Origin of the sequence: Halorubrum sp. AS12, assembly GCF_051122765.1 — an archaeon.
GTDB lineage: Archaea > Halobacteriota > Halobacteria > Halobacteriales > Haloferacaceae > Halorubrum > Halorubrum trapanicum.
The window spans coordinates 679,218-693,707 of sequence record NZ_CP185385.1; the positions used below are offsets into that span (position 1 = coordinate 679,218).

The 14,490-nt window shown below is 65.0% G+C and carries 10 protein-coding genes, 1 tRNA gene and 2 pseudogenes; 6 read left to right on the forward strand and 7 right to left on the reverse strand.

The window, feature by feature from the left end:
• Position 1: 1 nt before the first annotated feature.
• The 3 genes and pseudogenes from ACODNG_RS03480 to ACODNG_RS03490 form a co-directional block, all read right to left on the reverse strand.
• Positions 2–2,205: pseudogene (locus ACODNG_RS03480) on the reverse strand (prolyl oligopeptidase family serine peptidase).
• A gap of 11 nt (positions 2,206–2,216) precedes the next feature.
• Positions 2,217–2,450 carry a hypothetical protein gene (locus tag ACODNG_RS03485; protein WP_434522446.1) on the reverse strand — a complete coding sequence of 78 codons (234 nt, stop codon included), beginning with the start codon at positions 2,448–2,450 and terminating at the stop codon, positions 2,217–2,219.
• Positions 2,441–2,758 (reverse strand): hypothetical protein, encoded by a 318-nt coding sequence (locus tag ACODNG_RS03490; protein WP_434522447.1) that lies wholly within the window; start codon positions 2,756–2,758, stop codon positions 2,441–2,443. The genes ACODNG_RS03485 and ACODNG_RS03490 overlap by 10 nt, the downstream gene beginning before the upstream one ends.
• A 197-nt stretch (positions 2,759–2,955) precedes the next feature.
• On the opposite strand from ACODNG_RS03490, the gene ACODNG_RS03495 reads away from it, so the two are divergent.
• From ACODNG_RS03495 to ACODNG_RS03510, 4 genes are all read left to right on the forward strand, one after another.
• A complete protein-coding gene (locus ACODNG_RS03495; protein WP_434522448.1) occupies positions 2,956–4,035 on the forward strand; it encodes an NAD(P)/FAD-dependent oxidoreductase in 1,080 nt (359 codons plus the stop codon).
• A 118-nt stretch (positions 4,036–4,153) separates the two neighbouring features.
• On the forward strand, positions 4,154–4,858 hold the full coding sequence (locus ACODNG_RS03500) for a helix-turn-helix domain-containing protein (protein ID WP_434522449.1): 705 nt from the start codon (positions 4,154–4,156) through the stop codon (positions 4,856–4,858).
• Positions 4,859–4,894: 36 nt separating this feature from the next.
• On the forward strand, positions 4,895–5,935 hold the full coding sequence (locus tag ACODNG_RS03505; RefSeq protein ID WP_434522450.1) for an ATP-binding cassette domain-containing protein: 1,041 nt from the start codon (positions 4,895–4,897) through the stop codon (positions 5,933–5,935).
• Positions 5,932–6,846 carry an ABC transporter permease gene (locus ACODNG_RS03510; RefSeq protein WP_434522451.1) on the forward strand — a complete coding sequence of 305 codons (915 nt, stop codon included), beginning with the start codon at positions 5,932–5,934 and terminating at the stop codon, positions 6,844–6,846. Before ACODNG_RS03505 ends, ACODNG_RS03510 begins: the two co-directional genes overlap by 4 nt.
• Before the next feature lie 376 nt (positions 6,847–7,222).
• Here the strand turns inward: ACODNG_RS03510 and ACODNG_RS03515 are convergent, their stop codons facing one another.
• A complete protein-coding gene (locus ACODNG_RS03515) occupies positions 7,223–8,041 on the reverse strand; it encodes a hypothetical protein (RefSeq protein ID WP_434522452.1) in 819 nt (272 codons plus the stop codon).
• A 2,002-nt stretch (positions 8,042–10,043) separates the two neighbouring features.
• Positions 10,044–10,114: transfer RNA gene (locus ACODNG_RS03520), tRNA-Gly, on the reverse strand.
• Positions 10,115–10,351: 237 nt separating this feature from the next.
• On the opposite strand from ACODNG_RS03520, the gene ACODNG_RS03525 reads away from it, so the two are divergent.
• On the forward strand, positions 10,352–10,876 hold the full coding sequence (locus ACODNG_RS03525; RefSeq protein WP_434522453.1) for a DoxX family protein: 525 nt from the start codon (positions 10,352–10,354) through the stop codon (positions 10,874–10,876).
• 13 nt (positions 10,877–10,889) lie between these two features.
• On the forward strand, positions 10,890–11,174 hold the full coding sequence (locus tag ACODNG_RS03530) for a hypothetical protein (protein WP_434522454.1): 285 nt from the start codon (positions 10,890–10,892) through the stop codon (positions 11,172–11,174).
• 102 nt (positions 11,175–11,276) lie between these two features.
• Here ACODNG_RS03530 and ACODNG_RS03535 read toward each other — a convergent pair.
• Together ACODNG_RS03535 and ACODNG_RS03540 are read right to left on the reverse strand one after the other, a co-directional pair.
• A pseudogene (locus ACODNG_RS03535) lies at positions 11,277–13,752 on the reverse strand (methyl-accepting chemotaxis protein).
• A gap of 60 nt (positions 13,753–13,812) precedes the next feature.
• A complete protein-coding gene (locus ACODNG_RS03540; protein WP_434522455.1) occupies positions 13,813–14,463 on the reverse strand; it encodes a class I SAM-dependent methyltransferase in 651 nt (216 codons plus the stop codon).
• Between the last annotated feature and the right edge of the window lie 27 nt (positions 14,464–14,490).

Consider the following 14,490-nt stretch of genomic DNA (forward strand, 5'->3'; position numbering starts at 1 on the left):
ATCAGGCGTCGTCGGCGACGCGGTCGCCGGCGTCGTCCCCTCCCGTGCCGTCCCCGACCTCGATCCCCAACCGCTCGTACAGGAACGCCCACGAGTCCGTCTGCTCGTCGACGATCATCGACGCGGGCTTGCCGACCCCGTGACCGGTCTCGGCCTTGGTCCGCAACAGGAACGGGCCACCGTCGGCCTCGTTCTGGAGCCGCGCGGTCATCTTCCGGGCGTGCGAGGGATGGACGCGCGTGTCGCTCGCGGCCGTGGTGAAGTAGACGGGCGGGTAGGTCTCCCCGGACTCGACGTTGTGGTACGGCGAGTATGCGCGGAGGTACTCGAACGCCTCCGGGTCCTCCGGGTGGCCGTACTCCGTCGTCCACGACTCGCCGAGCAGGAAGCGGTGGAACCGCAGCATGTCGAGCAGGGGGACCGCGCACTGCGCGGCCGCCCACAGGTCCGGGCGCTGGGTGACGACCGCACCGACCGACAGGCCGCCGTTCGACCCGCCGGCGACCGCCAGGTGGTCGGTGTCGGTGAGTCCCGACTCGCAGAGCGACTCGCCGGCCGCGACGAAGTCGTCGAAGGTGTGCTGCTTGTCGGCCAGCATGCCGGCCTCGTGCCACGGCTCGCCGTACTCGTAGCCGCCGCGGGCGCACACTGCCGCGAACGCGCCGCCGTCAGCGAGGAAGGGCAGGCGGAACCGACCGAACGAGGGCGTGATACTGTTCCGGAACCCGCCGTAGCCGTACAAAAGCGTCGGGCGCGACCCGTCGACGGCGACGTCCTCGCGGTAGCAGACGAACACGGGTACCTCGGCGCCGTCCGTCGAGTCGACGAACCGCTGCTCGACGACGAGGTCGTCGGGGACGGAGAGGTCGACCGAGTCGATCTCGGTGGACGCCGCGTCGTCGCTGGTCGCGGCAGCGCCGGCCGCGTCGTCGAGGTCGAGTCCGCGAACTTCCGGCGGCCGGTCGAACCCGGTGAGCCCGAAGAACGCCTCCGGTGCGTCCCGAGACCCGGAGACCCACGTTACAGAGCAGTACGCCGGCAGCGACACGTCGCGCAGGTGCGTCCCGTCTCGGTCGTGGACCGAGAGCCGGGAGTGGGCGTCGCGCTGGCGGTGGACGAGGAGGCGATCCGGGGTCGGCACGGCCGACCGGAGGATCCCCTCGCCCTCGGGGAGCACCTCCCGGCACTCCTCGAACGAGAGGTCCCCCTCGCGGAAGCGGTCGACGGAGCAGGCAAGCAGTCGCCGCCGGGGCGCGTCGTGGTCGGTCGTGACGAACGCCGTCCCGTCGTGGAACCGGACCGAGATCTCGGCGTCGGTGCCTGTCAAGACGGGCCTGAGGTCGCCGTCGACGTGAACGTACCACTCGGTTCCCCCGACCATCTCGGAGAAGGCGACCGCGAGCAGCCCCGAATCGGGGTCGACCGTGACCCGCGGCCAGACGTGCTGGTCGTCGTGTTCGAGCAGGACCGTCTCCTCGTCCGGGCCGTCCGCGAGCCGGAACCGGCGGATCTCCTTGTCCATCTGGGCGCCGTCGGCCGCGCCGCCGGTGGCGACGTAGACGAACCCCTCGTCGTCGGCCGCCCACGCGAGGCTCCCCGCGTTGACCCGGCCGCGCTCGGGGAGGACGGCGACCGCCTCGACGCCCGCGCCGTAGCCGTCGGTCTCCGCCGGGTCGGGATCCCCCGCGACTCGCTCGCACCCGGAGCCGGCACCGAGAGCACCCGCACGTCGTAGTTCTCGTCGCCGCCCTCCGTGACCCCGATCGCGACGCGCTCGCCGTCGTGCGAGGGGACGTACCACGCCATCGACCGGGGCGGACCGTCCTCCTTGCGGTTCGCCGCCCACGCGTTCGGGTCGACGAGGACGCGGTCCGCGCTGTCGGGCGCGTCGCGCACGACGAGTCTCGCGTGGTCCGCGCCGGGTTCGCGGACCGTCGCGAAGTACCGCCCCTCGCGGACTGCGATCGGGCCGTAGTCGGCCACCTCGACGAGGTCCTCGAACCGCGGGCGAAGTCGGTCCCGGAGCGGGTCGTCGAGCGCGTCGTCGACGTGGGCGTTCTGGGCGTCGGTCCACTCGCGGACGTCCTCGTCGTCGCCTTCGAGCCACCGGTACGGGTCCTCGACGTCGACCCCGTGGAGCGTCTCCGTGACGACCTCGCGTCTGGTCTCCGGCGGGGACGGTGCCGGGTCGGATCGGCGTGACATACGAACGCGTGTCACCGATAACGCAAAACGGCTGGGGTCGCGGTGGTCGGGGTCGCGGCGGTCGGGGTCGCGGCGGTCGGGGTCGCGGCGGTCGGGGTCGCGGCGGTCGGGGTCGCGGCGGTCGGGGTCGCGGCGATCGGGGTCACGGCGGTCGGGGTCACGGCGGTCGGGGTCACGGCGGCCGGGGTCGCGGGCCCGACCGATTCCCGAACGACGGGGACCGACGACACGGCCGTCACGGCCACACTCCGGCGACGAACAGGAGGTTCCGCGCGGCGACCGCGAGCGAGAGGACGCCGACGCCCGCGCACATCAGCGTCGCGACGAACCGGCGCGTGCCGCCCGCGACCGCGACCGGAATCCCGATAACGGCCATCCCGACGACCTTCGTGAGGAGCATCCCACGAAGAAGACCGAAGCGAGAGATGAAGAGGCGACCGACGGGCGACCCCTCGACGTACTCGCTGCCGGCGAGGGCAACGTACGTCGTCCCAACGTCGGCCGCGGCGCCGACGAGGAGGAGGCCGACGGCGAGAGCGAGACGAGAGACCACTGACCGGGCGAACGCGATACGCAGGCATAAACTTCCGGGCACGCGGTCGGGCCGCACCGGGGTCGCCGTCGCTTCTCGACCGCGTCGCGTTCCGATCGCGACGCGTCTCGACACGTCGCCTCTCGACAGCGGGTGGCTGGTCGCTACCCGCGCACAGCACGGCGTCATTTAAACCGCCGCGACGCGTACGATCGGTAATGAGTTCGGCAGACGACGAGTACGAGATCGCGGTGGTCGGCGGCGGGCCGGCCGGGCTGACGACCGCGCTGTACGGCGCCCGACTGGGCCACGAGACCGTGCTTATCGACCGCGGCGGCGGGCGCGCGGCGATGATGGCCGACACGCACAACGTGATCGGCGTCACCGAGGACACCTCCGGCAACGAGTTCCTCGCGACCGGCCGCGAGCAGGTGGAGTCGTACGGCGGCACGTTCGAGCGCGGCTTCGTCACCGACGTGGAGCGCACCGACGACGACCGGTTCCGGCTGACGACGAACGACGCCGAACTGGTCGCCGACCGCGTCGTCCTCGCGACCGGCTTCTCCGACGAGCGACCGGACCCGCCGCTCCCGCGGACCGGCAAGGGGCTTCACTACTGCCTCCACTGCGACGCCTACATGTTCGTCGACGAGCCGGTGTACGTGATGGGCCACGGCGAGGCCGCCGCCCACGTCGCGATGATCATGCTCAACGTCACCGACGACGTGGCCGTCCTGACCCGCGGCGCGGAACCGACGTGGAGCGACGAGACCGCCGCCCAGCTGGAGGCACACCCGGTCGACATCGTCGACGAGGAGGTGACCGGCGTCGAGAACGACCCCGACTCCGGCTGGCTGGAGGCGATCGAGTTCGCGGACGGGACCCGACGGGAGTACCGCGGCGGCTTCGCGATGTACGGCTCCGACTACAACACCGCGCTCGCGGAGGGGCTCGGCTGCGAGTTGACCGAAGGCGGCGAGATCGACGTCGACGACCACGGCCGCACCAGCGAGGACGGCGTGTTCGCGGTCGGCGACATCACGCCCGGCCACAACCAGGTCCCGGTCGCGATGGGGCAGGGCGCGAAGGCCGGTCTCGCGATCCACAAGGAGATCCGCGAGTTCCCGCGCTCGGCCGAGGAGATCGCCCGCGACGGTCCCGTCGGCGACGACGAGGTGCCCGCGATCCCGCCGCACCTCATGGCGACCGCAGTCGCCCACGAGGGGCACGCTGGCGGGCCGCGGACGGAGGGCGTCGAGACCGAAGACGGCGAGGTTCCGGCCGCGGACGACGACTGACCGAACCCTCCGCCGACCGGTCGGAACGCGGTCGGGGAACGAGATGGTCCCCGCCGACCGGTTTGGGAAATCTCACCTCGCCCGCCAGCGATAACCGTCCGTCCGTCCTTCGACCGCCATGGGACTGATCGCGGAGTTCCGGATGACCTCCGACCGGCTGCCGCTGGTCGACGTGGCGGCGGCCGTCCCCGACGCGACCGTCGAGTTCGAGTCGGTTCAGGCACGTCCGTCGGGAGCGCCGACGTTCATCGTGCGGGTCGCGGGGGCCGACCCCGACGCGATCGAGGCTGCGTTCGCCGACGCCGACTCGGTGACCGACCACTCGCTGGTCGTCGCCGACGGGGCGACGCGGCGCTACCGGTGTCGCCCGACCGGCGGTCCGCCGACGGACTTGGAACTGCTCGCGGACAACGGGTCGATCCCCGACCGGGTGCTCGCCACGCCGAGCGGCTGGGAGGAGCGGCGCTGGTTCGCCGACCGCGAGGAGTTCGACCAGTTCCGGACGTTCTGCCGCGCCAACGACTACGACCTCCGGCTGGACCGCCTCGTGGAGACCGACGAGGGGTCCGAGGGAAGGGAGACAGGTCCGTTCGGAACCGACGACCGCTCCCGGCCGCGCGAGATGACGGACGCCCAGCGGGAGGTGCTCGTCACCGCCCACGAGATGGGCTACTTCGACACGCCGCGGACCGCCACGCTGGCCGACGTCGCCGACGAGCTGGGCGTCTCGTCCGCGTCGCTCTCCGAGCGACTGCGCCGCGCGCAGAACCACCTCGTCGCGGAGTTCCGACGCACCACGGACATAAAACCCCGAACAAATTAGGGCACAGACTACGGGTCCGCGGTCACAAAGACCCCCGTGACCGACGACACGCGACGAACAGACGGGCGCGGCGCCGCCATCGACGCCGAGGGCGTGGAACTCACCTACGCCGACGGGACGGAGGCGGTGAAGGGGATCGACCTGACGGTCCCCGAAGGCGAGTTCTTCGGCTTCCTCGGCGCGAACGGCGCGGGGAAGACGACGACGATCAAGACGTTCTCGACGCTGCTATCGCCGACCGCGGGGTCGATCACCGTCAACGGCTTCGACGTGCGGGACGAGCCCCGCAGGGTCCGCGAGACGATTGGCTACATGGCCCAGGAGACCAGCGTCGACGAGGAGCTCACCGCCCGCGAGAACATCCGCTTCGCCGCGCGGGCATACGGCGTCCCGAAGGGCGAGCGCGCCGAGCGCATCGACGAACTGCTCGACCTTGTGGACCTGGCGGACGTGGGCGACAAGCAGGCCGGCGAGTTCTCCGGCGGGATGAAAAAGCGACTGGACGCCGCGACGGCGCTCGTTCACGACCCGCCGCTCGTCTTCCTCGACGAGCCGACGACCGGGTTGGACCCGAAGGCGCGCAACCGCCTCTGGGAGTACTTCGAGCGCATCAACGAGCGCGGGACGACGCTGTTCCTCACCACGCAGTACCTCGAAGAGGCCGACCAGCTCTGCGACCGCATCTCGGTCATCATGGGCGGCGAGATCGTCGCCACCGGCTCGCCCGCGGAGCTGAAACGGCGGGTCGGCGGGGAGATCCTCGACGTGGACGTCCCCGCCGGGGAGGACGCCCGCGAACGCGCCGCCGAGATCGCCCGCGGGGGCGACGTGTTCGACGCCGACGCGGACGTGGCCGTCACCGACGACGGGATCAGCGTCACCGCCGAGCGGGCGCGCGAGCACGGGACGGACCTGCTCGTCGCCCTGCGCGACGCCGGGATCACCGTCACCGGGTTCAACATCCGCGCGCCGACGCTCGACGATGTCTTCCTCGCGATTACCGGGGAGGAGCTCGACTCCGAGGAGCGGTCGGCCGACCCCGACGACGTGACGGGACCGGAGGTGACCGCCGAATGAGCGAGATCTCGGAAGATGAGACGGTAAACGAGACCGCAAAGGAGGCCCGCGCCGACGGCGGGCACGCTCGTGCGACGCCGTCGAGCAACTCCTTTCTCAGCGACTTCTGGGTGAACTTCGTCCGCTGGAACCTGAAGGCGGTCCGGAACCCGTTCGTCGTCGTCGGGTCGCTCGTCCAGCCGATCATCTTCCTCGTCTTATTCACGCAGGTGTTCGGCCAGATCGCGACGAGCGCGCTCGGCGGCGGCGCGGGCGACATCACCTACGAGACGTTCCTGTTGCCCGCTATCGCGATGCAGGTGTCGCTGGCGGCCGCCGCGGGGTCGGGGATCGGGCTCGTCAACGACATGGAGGAGGGGATGTTCGAGAAGACGCTCGTGATGCCGATGAGCCGCTCGGCGATGTTCCTCGGCAAGACCGCCGCCGAGATCCTCCGGATCGTCGTCCAGATCGCCATCATCCTCGCGCTGGGCGCGGTGCTCGGCGCCAACGTCGCCACCGGGTTCCTCGGTGCCCTCGGCATCCTCGGCGTCGGGATCCTCTTCTCGCTGTGGTTCGTCGCGCTCTCGAACATCATGGCCATCGTGACCCGGGATCAGGAGTCGACGATCATCGGCGCGAACCTCCTTCAGTTCCCCCTGCTGTTCGTCTCGACCGCCTTCCTCCCGCTGAACGCGATGCCCGACTGGATCCAGGTCGTCGCGACGTACAACCCGATTACCTACGGCGTCGACGCCGCACGCGCGCTCATGCTCGATCAAGACGTCATGACCGTCGTCGAGGTCACCCGCTTCGGCGGCATCTGGGACACGCTCGTCCCGGCGATCGCCGTGCTTCTCGCGCTCGACCTCGTGCTCGGCGGCGCCATGGTCTACCTGCTCAACCGCGCGTCGAGTTCCGCCGTCCAGTGAGATTCGCGCCGTCGAAATCCCTTCATAGCCTCTCAGTACGAGAGGATACCGGACAGACTGTCCAGAAAAGTACGTGTACATGGTTACACGCCCGTGCTACTGTGCTGACTGTCCCCACGAACGTTCCCCAGACGGTTGTGAGGCGACGAGTAAGTTCGATGCGGCTCACAAGTGTCTGTCGTCTCACCCCTACATGACATCCGATGATCTTCCATCACTTACTTTCATCGAGAAGGCGCTTCCAAAGAGCACGTCTCAGGTAGATCTGACGTGTCTGGAGAAGCTCTCGATAAATACTATGATCAAATGACGGCAGTCAGGAAATGGAACAGAGGCGGAGGTCCTTCGACAACATCTAATCTATACTATATTTCGATTACTCCTCTTCTTCAGAGTCTGGCTCGGGGAACTCCCTAGAAAGGTCAATATCACTAACGTCAATTGATCGAGCATAGATCTGCTCTCGAAAGACGGGTCCCGGATACGTCTCTCTAAAGGACTGTTCGTTTCGAAGGTCTTTCCTACGTTTCCGAAGCCCACGCTTCCACTCATCCCAAATCATTCCCACACGCTCACGGAGATCAATATGTGTCGGGCCAAGAAGTCCGACTTCAGGCATCGTCGCCCAAAAATACGAAGCTCTAGGGAAAGGAAGAATATCCTCAAGTGATTCCCCCTCAATTGTGAAACTAGAATGTCCAATATCTTCTTCAAATTCCTGCTGCTCCATGACATCCGTGTAATGAACTTTTAGAGTGACATACGCTGATTGAAAATCTGAGAGATAATCAACCAAGTACCGTGATATCAATTCGCCTTCATTTATTTCATAGATAATTGGTTTAAGACGCACGAGAGTTTCTTCTTCAGTTGTAAGAGCCTTCCCCGGTTGTAATGTAGTTTGAAAATCCGCAAGATAACCTGTTGTCTCGTTGTCTATAGTGACTTCCATTTCGGCTTCAATGTTCTTAGCACTCCCTTCTCCCCGGTTCGCAATCGTCAATAACAGTTCGTCGTCTTCAATCTCTACCTTTGTATCCAAACTAGGAGCGTAACTAGCCTGTGTTGCTTTGGTCTGCTCTCGCGTTTCCCTGTACAACCGAGCGTAGTAGATAACCAGAATCAGCGAAGCAAACGCTCCCAGTCCGGGTCCAGCTTCAGTCAGCCACCATTCCCACGTCTGGCCCAGTACCATCGATTGAATGGGTGTTGTCGTCCAAAGTAATATCATACGGGGTTATTGATTCAGTAGAAATATTCACTTCCATAATAATCATTTATTGAATTTCATTAAGAGGACGTAATATGAGAAAATCTATCTCAAAAATTGTGAGGAAGAGGACTACGAACGAATCGCATTCAAAAAGGGATGGATAGTTACAATTGAACAGGGTCGATCCGTGTTTGCTTAGTCGTGAAACCACGGATACGAACGGAGGCCCTTATCCACGTATGCGGTTTGCTATGTCTGTCGAGGATTAGGTAGGAGAATTCGCCGGCCGGGATTTGAACCCGGGCCATGAGCTTGGAAGGCTCGACCCGGTGAAACGCCCGAAATCGGCACATTACCGGGGACAGTTCCCGGATTCTTCCACCACAAATCTTGTACCTACATCTACGTCATCCGACTGTAATAAAGTACCGATGTAACCCACGAGAGGATTTGTAGGGAATCCAGTCGTAAACACGATTCCACCCTCAAAATCTGCTACGTATTGAATTGCTCTGAAGAGATATTTGCGGGCAGTTTTATTTATCCTGTCACCATAATAGAACTATGCCGAGCCAATCTGGAACACACCCGGCTCACATACTTCGGCGGATCAGGATGAGCGAACGATAGACTCGACTGGCTCTGTTGAAATCCTCTTCTTCAGACACATTACCGACTGAAACAGCCGGCCGATGAAAGCTGCTTACACCGCGGTCAGTTGGTCTCGTTTTGTGTAGACAATGAAGGCGATGTAACCACCAAATACTGTGTGTGCGGCATACAGCGTATTTCTCTCAATCATGCCGGAATACCGTGTGACTGCTAAGACAAAGAATACGCCATATAGGAGACAAGGGAGCGTAATGTATACTGTAATAGCCTTCTTCGGGGTCATGTTGCTTCATTTTCAACAACAGTATTAAAACCGTCAGATACGGGTGATTTCCACTACGTCTGAACTTATCAGCGCAGTAGTCGCCAATCTATTATTTGAGCCACGGTCACTCCGATAGCTAAACTAACAAAAAATAACACATTTTCTTGGAGGATTCCGGTCGTTGAGAGTATCAAGTGAAGCAGGAGCGAGATTACTACAGAAATTGCCACCATAATAATGCCCCGGCGGATTCCAGACTTAGAAACTAATTCCATACAGAGAGATGTGGCAGACCAGATTTTAAACGCTTGGACTGTACTGACCGATCTATGGGGGATTGTGCGGGTGAATCAACCGTAAGATCGTGCTTGCTTATTGAATCCGGCTACGCGTCCTGTTCATCTCAAACCTCGCTGAAACCTCGTCCGATCAAGTACCCAACTAGTGTAATCACGCCAGATACGATTGCTCCGGTGACAAGTGGAAATATGAAAGCGGCCGGCCCCGTCATGATCGGGATGAACAGATTGAGTGTGAAACCAAAACATGGGCCGAATGTGAGTATCCAATTCCCAACGAGATCTGCGCCCTGAAACGCTCGCAAGACAACGATAACAGTAATAAAGAGCGCACCACCGTAGACAATTGCCGATTGTACTGAAGTCGAGGGTTCCAAGTCCCAGACTCGCAACCCAGTCAACGTCCCAAGAACAAAGAGAAATGCGGCCGTGGCCACTAAAATCTCACTTGTTCGCTTGTTCAAGAGCATATACATTTGGCTTGTCTTACATTACGTATGCCTTGTGGGTCAAACTGGAATGGTCTAAGCGCTCTTTGAGTCCCCTATACTGAACGATCTGATCTCCGCTTACACGAAGCGACAGGAGTATTGAAGCAATCAACTACTGGTGATTTCAACAGTACCAATCTTCAAAAACAATCCGAATCTATCAGTTTTCAATACAAATTCTTTGAGCCGGCATAATGTGTCAAGCAGTCCTCTTCGCGTAAACTACGTTAAATTTTGTAGTTAGGACTGATTTTTCTCCTCATATTTCTTAGATGTTCAAGTCGGAAAGTGGCGCAGGCACTCGGTAGAGCGCCGTATGCGCCGGCCGGGATTTGAACCCGGGCCATGAGCTTGGAAGGCTCAGGTCCTACCACTAGACCACCGGCGCTCGCGTCGGTCGATGACGCACCTACACGTAGGCACAACGACTTTCATAAGCGTTCCGTGTTCGGGTCGGACGCCGCCGGGAAACCCGACGCTGAGCGGCCGACTCGGAGAGTTCTCACTTAAAGACCCACGATACTGCGGACCCCTCCCAGCGCGTTAGAACGCTTTTCAACCGCTTAGAAAGCTGTTCGGGACATATGTGTATCCCCACCCAACGTACACCCGTGAGGTGACACCGATGTCATACCAATCGAGCAATCCACTGGTCGGCGAGGTCGAGTTCGCACTGGAGGGACCCTGGGCGACGTACTGGATCGCGTTCCTACGTGTCGTCACCGGCTGGTGGTTCTTCCACGCCGGGATCACGAAGATCATCGAGGACGGGCTCTCGTACACCTACGGGTCGGCGTACATGTCGGAGATGAGCGGGACCGCCCTCGGCGGGATCCCGGTCTGGATGGGGAACAACCTCGCATGGCTCATCGAGCCGGGGGTCCCCCTCTTCGAGACGCTCATCGGCCTCGCGCTGATGGCCGGGGCCGTGACCCGGCTCGCCGCGTTCGGCGGGGTCATCTTCATGGTCCTGTTCTGGATCGGCAACGCCGGGTTCGGCAACGGCGTCGTCAACAGCGACCTGATGGGACTGCTCCTGTTCATGACGGTGATCGTGCTCGCGGCCGGTCGGTACTACGGTCTCGACGCGCTCATCGAGGAGACGGAGTTCGTCAAGCAACACCCCAAGCTGCGGTACCTGCTCGGCTGAGAGGTGACTACCAATGACTGACATCATCGACACGGCGGCGCGGGCGCTGAGCGCGGGACTGATGCTGTTCGGGATCGTCGTCCTCGGGATCGTCGAGATCCTGGCCGGCCAGCCCTACAGCCCGGTCCCGATGACGAACGAGGCCGGCGACGTGATCGCACAGCCGCTGATCTCGCCGGAGGTCCGCACGGCGTTCGTGCTGGCGGGCATCGCGGTGCTCGGGCTGTACGCGGCCTACCGGTTCGTGACGCCGCTGCCGGACGACCGCGACGTCGGCCACGAGACGATAGCCGACTGAACCGAGACGGAATCACCGACCGTGACGTGATCGGCGGGAAGCGTCGTCGCGGACGACGACGGCCACTCTTCTGTTCGACGCCTGCTCGTCGAGCGACGCCTACTACGTCACCGAGCCGTCGCCGGTCGAGTCGCTCGGCTCGATCGCTCCGTCGGCGGTGCCGCCGTCCGTGCTGGCGGGGGCAGCGTCCGTCGGCTCCTCGTCGGCGCCGAAGGTGAACGCGGACTCGGCGTCTTCGGGCGACTCCCCGGTCGGCGCGTCCTCCGTGTCGCCGCCCGACGGATTGCCGTCATCGACCGCGACCTCGGCATCGTCGGCCGACAGATCGCCGTCACCGACCGCGGCCTCGTCGACCTCGAAGTCCTCCGTCATCTCTCGCAGGTCGCGGGCGCGCTCGTGGAGGTCGTGCGCCTGCGCGGAGACCTCGCCGAGCGTGGCGGCCTGCTCCTCGGCGGCGGCGGCGACGGTGGTCGCCTCGGCGGTGGTCTGCTGGCTCACGCCCGCGAGGTCGTCGACCGCGCCGGTCACCTCGTTGACCGATTGGGCCTGCGCGTCCATCGCCCCGGAGATCTCCTGAACGCCGTCGTCGGCCTCGCTCACCCGGTCGGCGACCTCGTCGAGCGCGTCCTCGGCGTCCTCGACGACGTCGACGCCGTCGTCGACGCCCTCGCGGATCGCGGCCATCTCGTCGACGCTCTCGTCGGTGCGCTCGCGGAGGCCGTCGATTAGCGTCTCCACCTCGGCGGCGGACTCCTGGGTCTCCTCCGCGAGGGATTTGACCTCCTCCGCGACGACCGCGAAGCCGGAGCCGGCCTCGCCCGCGCGGGCGGCCTCGATCGAGGCGTTGAGCGCGAGCAGGTTCGTCTGGTCGGCGATCTCCAGGAATCGTCTCGACGATCTCGTCGACCTCCGCCATCTCGGCTTCGAGCCGCTCTATCGTCTCGGCGGCGGACTCGGAGCGCGCCTCGATCCCGTGGAGTTCCGCGACCGCGTCGGCGGCCGCCTCGCGGCCCTCCTCGGTGAGCGCGTCGGCCTGCCGGGAAGTGGTCGCGACCTGGTCCGCGGAGGCGGCGACCTCCTCGACGGTCGCCGACATGTCCTCCATCTCGCCGGCCACCTCGGACAGCTGACGGCTCTGCCGCTCGGCGCCGTCGGATATCTCGTCGACCGACTCGCTCGTCTCACGGCCGGCGGCCGCGGCCTCGTCGGTGCCGCTCGTGACCGCGTCGCTCCGGTCGGCGACCTCGACCGCGAACGCGTCGACCTCTGCGATCGCGGTCTCCAGCTCGTCCATCGCGTCGTTGAACTCCTCCGCGATGGAGCGGAGCGCCTCCGGGTCGTCGGGGTCGGCGCGGAGCCGGGCGGTGAGGTCGCCGTCGGCGCAGGCCGCCATCGTCTCGCCGAAGTCGCTCGCGCGCGACTCCAGGCGCTCGGCGAACGCCTCGCTCTCCGCCTGCGCCGCCTCGGCGCGCTCCCGCTGCGTCTCGGCCGACTCGATCTGCTCGCGCAGCGAGTCGCGCATCGTCGCGAACGCGCCGGAGAGGTCACCGAACTCGTCGCGTCGCCCCGTGTCGAAGTCGACGTCGAGGTCGCCGTCCGCCAGCGCCGACGCCCGCGACCGGAGCCGGTTCAGTTCGACGACGGTGCCGCGGCCGAGCGTCGCCCCGAGCAGCCCGAGTCCGACGATCGCCACGCCGACGATGAGGAGCAGGCTCTGCCCGATCATTCCGGAGAGCGCGTACGCTTCCGAGAGCGGAACGTGAACCGCGACGTACCAGTCTTCGGTCTCCAGCGGCGCGTACGCGACGAGGTACTCGCCGCCGTCGGCGAAGCCGAACGTCGCGGACGGGAGGAAGCCCATGGTCCGGTCCTCGCCGAACAGCGTCGACCGGATGTCGCTGTTGTAGCGGAAGCCGGCGGCGTAGTCGTTGTTGCTCGCCATGATCTCGCCGCCGGGTTCGACGATAGTGGTGAACGCGCTCTCGGTCGGCTGTCGGAAGTCGGCGGTGACGGGAGCGAGCGACACCTCCATCACGAGGTAGTTGCGCATCGGGGTCGACGCGACGTACGCGATACGGCGCTCGCCGTCGACCTGGTAGATCTGACTCGTGAACACGTCGTCCGCGAACAGGAGGTCGTCGCTGAACCACGCCTGCGAGGTCACCGTCTCGCCGCCGTCCTCCCCGTCGGTGGTGGCGAGGACGGAGCCCTCCGTCCGGTCGACGAAGTGGAGGGCGACGACCGACTCGTCGGTCCGCGAGAGGTGCGAGGAGAGGAACCCGTCGACGCTGTTGGGGTCCTGCGAGAACGCGTCGTTGTCAGCGATGTCCCTGACCGTCGTGCGGCGGTCGCTCGACCAGCCGTCGATCTCGGTGGCGCTCAGCTCCGCGACGGCCGTGTAATCGCCCTGCGCGCTCGATTCGAGCTGGTCGGTCGTCTCCGCGTACGTGACGGCGCCGACGGCGCCGATAGCGAGCACGACGACGACCAAGGCGACGAGGAACTTCGCGAGGTAACTCCGAGCCACCGCGTCGGGCGCGACCCGACGCAGGACCCGTTCGAGGAAGGTGTCGGCCATTACAATCAGACCGTCGACAAGGTCTCTTTAATCCACCCCCGTCGATATCTTTCGTGATAATCAGCCGGGCGGTGCCGAGAGTTCCGCGTAACAGTTCCCGCTCGAAACCCGCGTGTGACGGGTTTCGAGGGCGCTTTCCGCGATATCCGCCTCGAACTCCGAAGGCGAGTAGATGTGATAGTACCTGGGGACGGTCTCGCCCCCCGGCAGCGTCCAGTCGACGGTCGTGTCGAACCCCTCGTCGCGGTCGAACCGGTCGTGGGCCGTGCTCCACGCGCTGACGAGCGCGACCCCGCCCGGCGCGAGGGCGCGCGCCAGTTCGTTCAGGCTCTCGACCCGGGCGGCCCGCGGCGAGAGGTGGTGGAGCGTGGCGACGTACACCGCGAGGTCGACCGCGTCGTCGCTGACCGGCAGCGCGGCCGCGTCGCCGTGGACGAACGCGGTCGCGTCCCCGAACCCTCGGTCGCGGGCGCGGGCGATCGCCTCGTCGAGCAGCCCGCGGCTGAGGTCGACGCCGATCGCGGTCTCGGCGCGCGCCGCGAGCGCCTCCGTGTGCCGACCGTTCCCGCAGCCGACGTCGAGCGCACGGGTCGCCGACCGGCCCTCCAGGAACGACTCGACCTCCGGCCACGCGTACTCCCGCGTCTTCGAGAAGTGGCTCGCGATGCGGTCGTAGGTCGACTGCGGATCGCCGGTCGACTGCGGATCCATACCCGAGTCTCGGTCGCGACGGGTAAA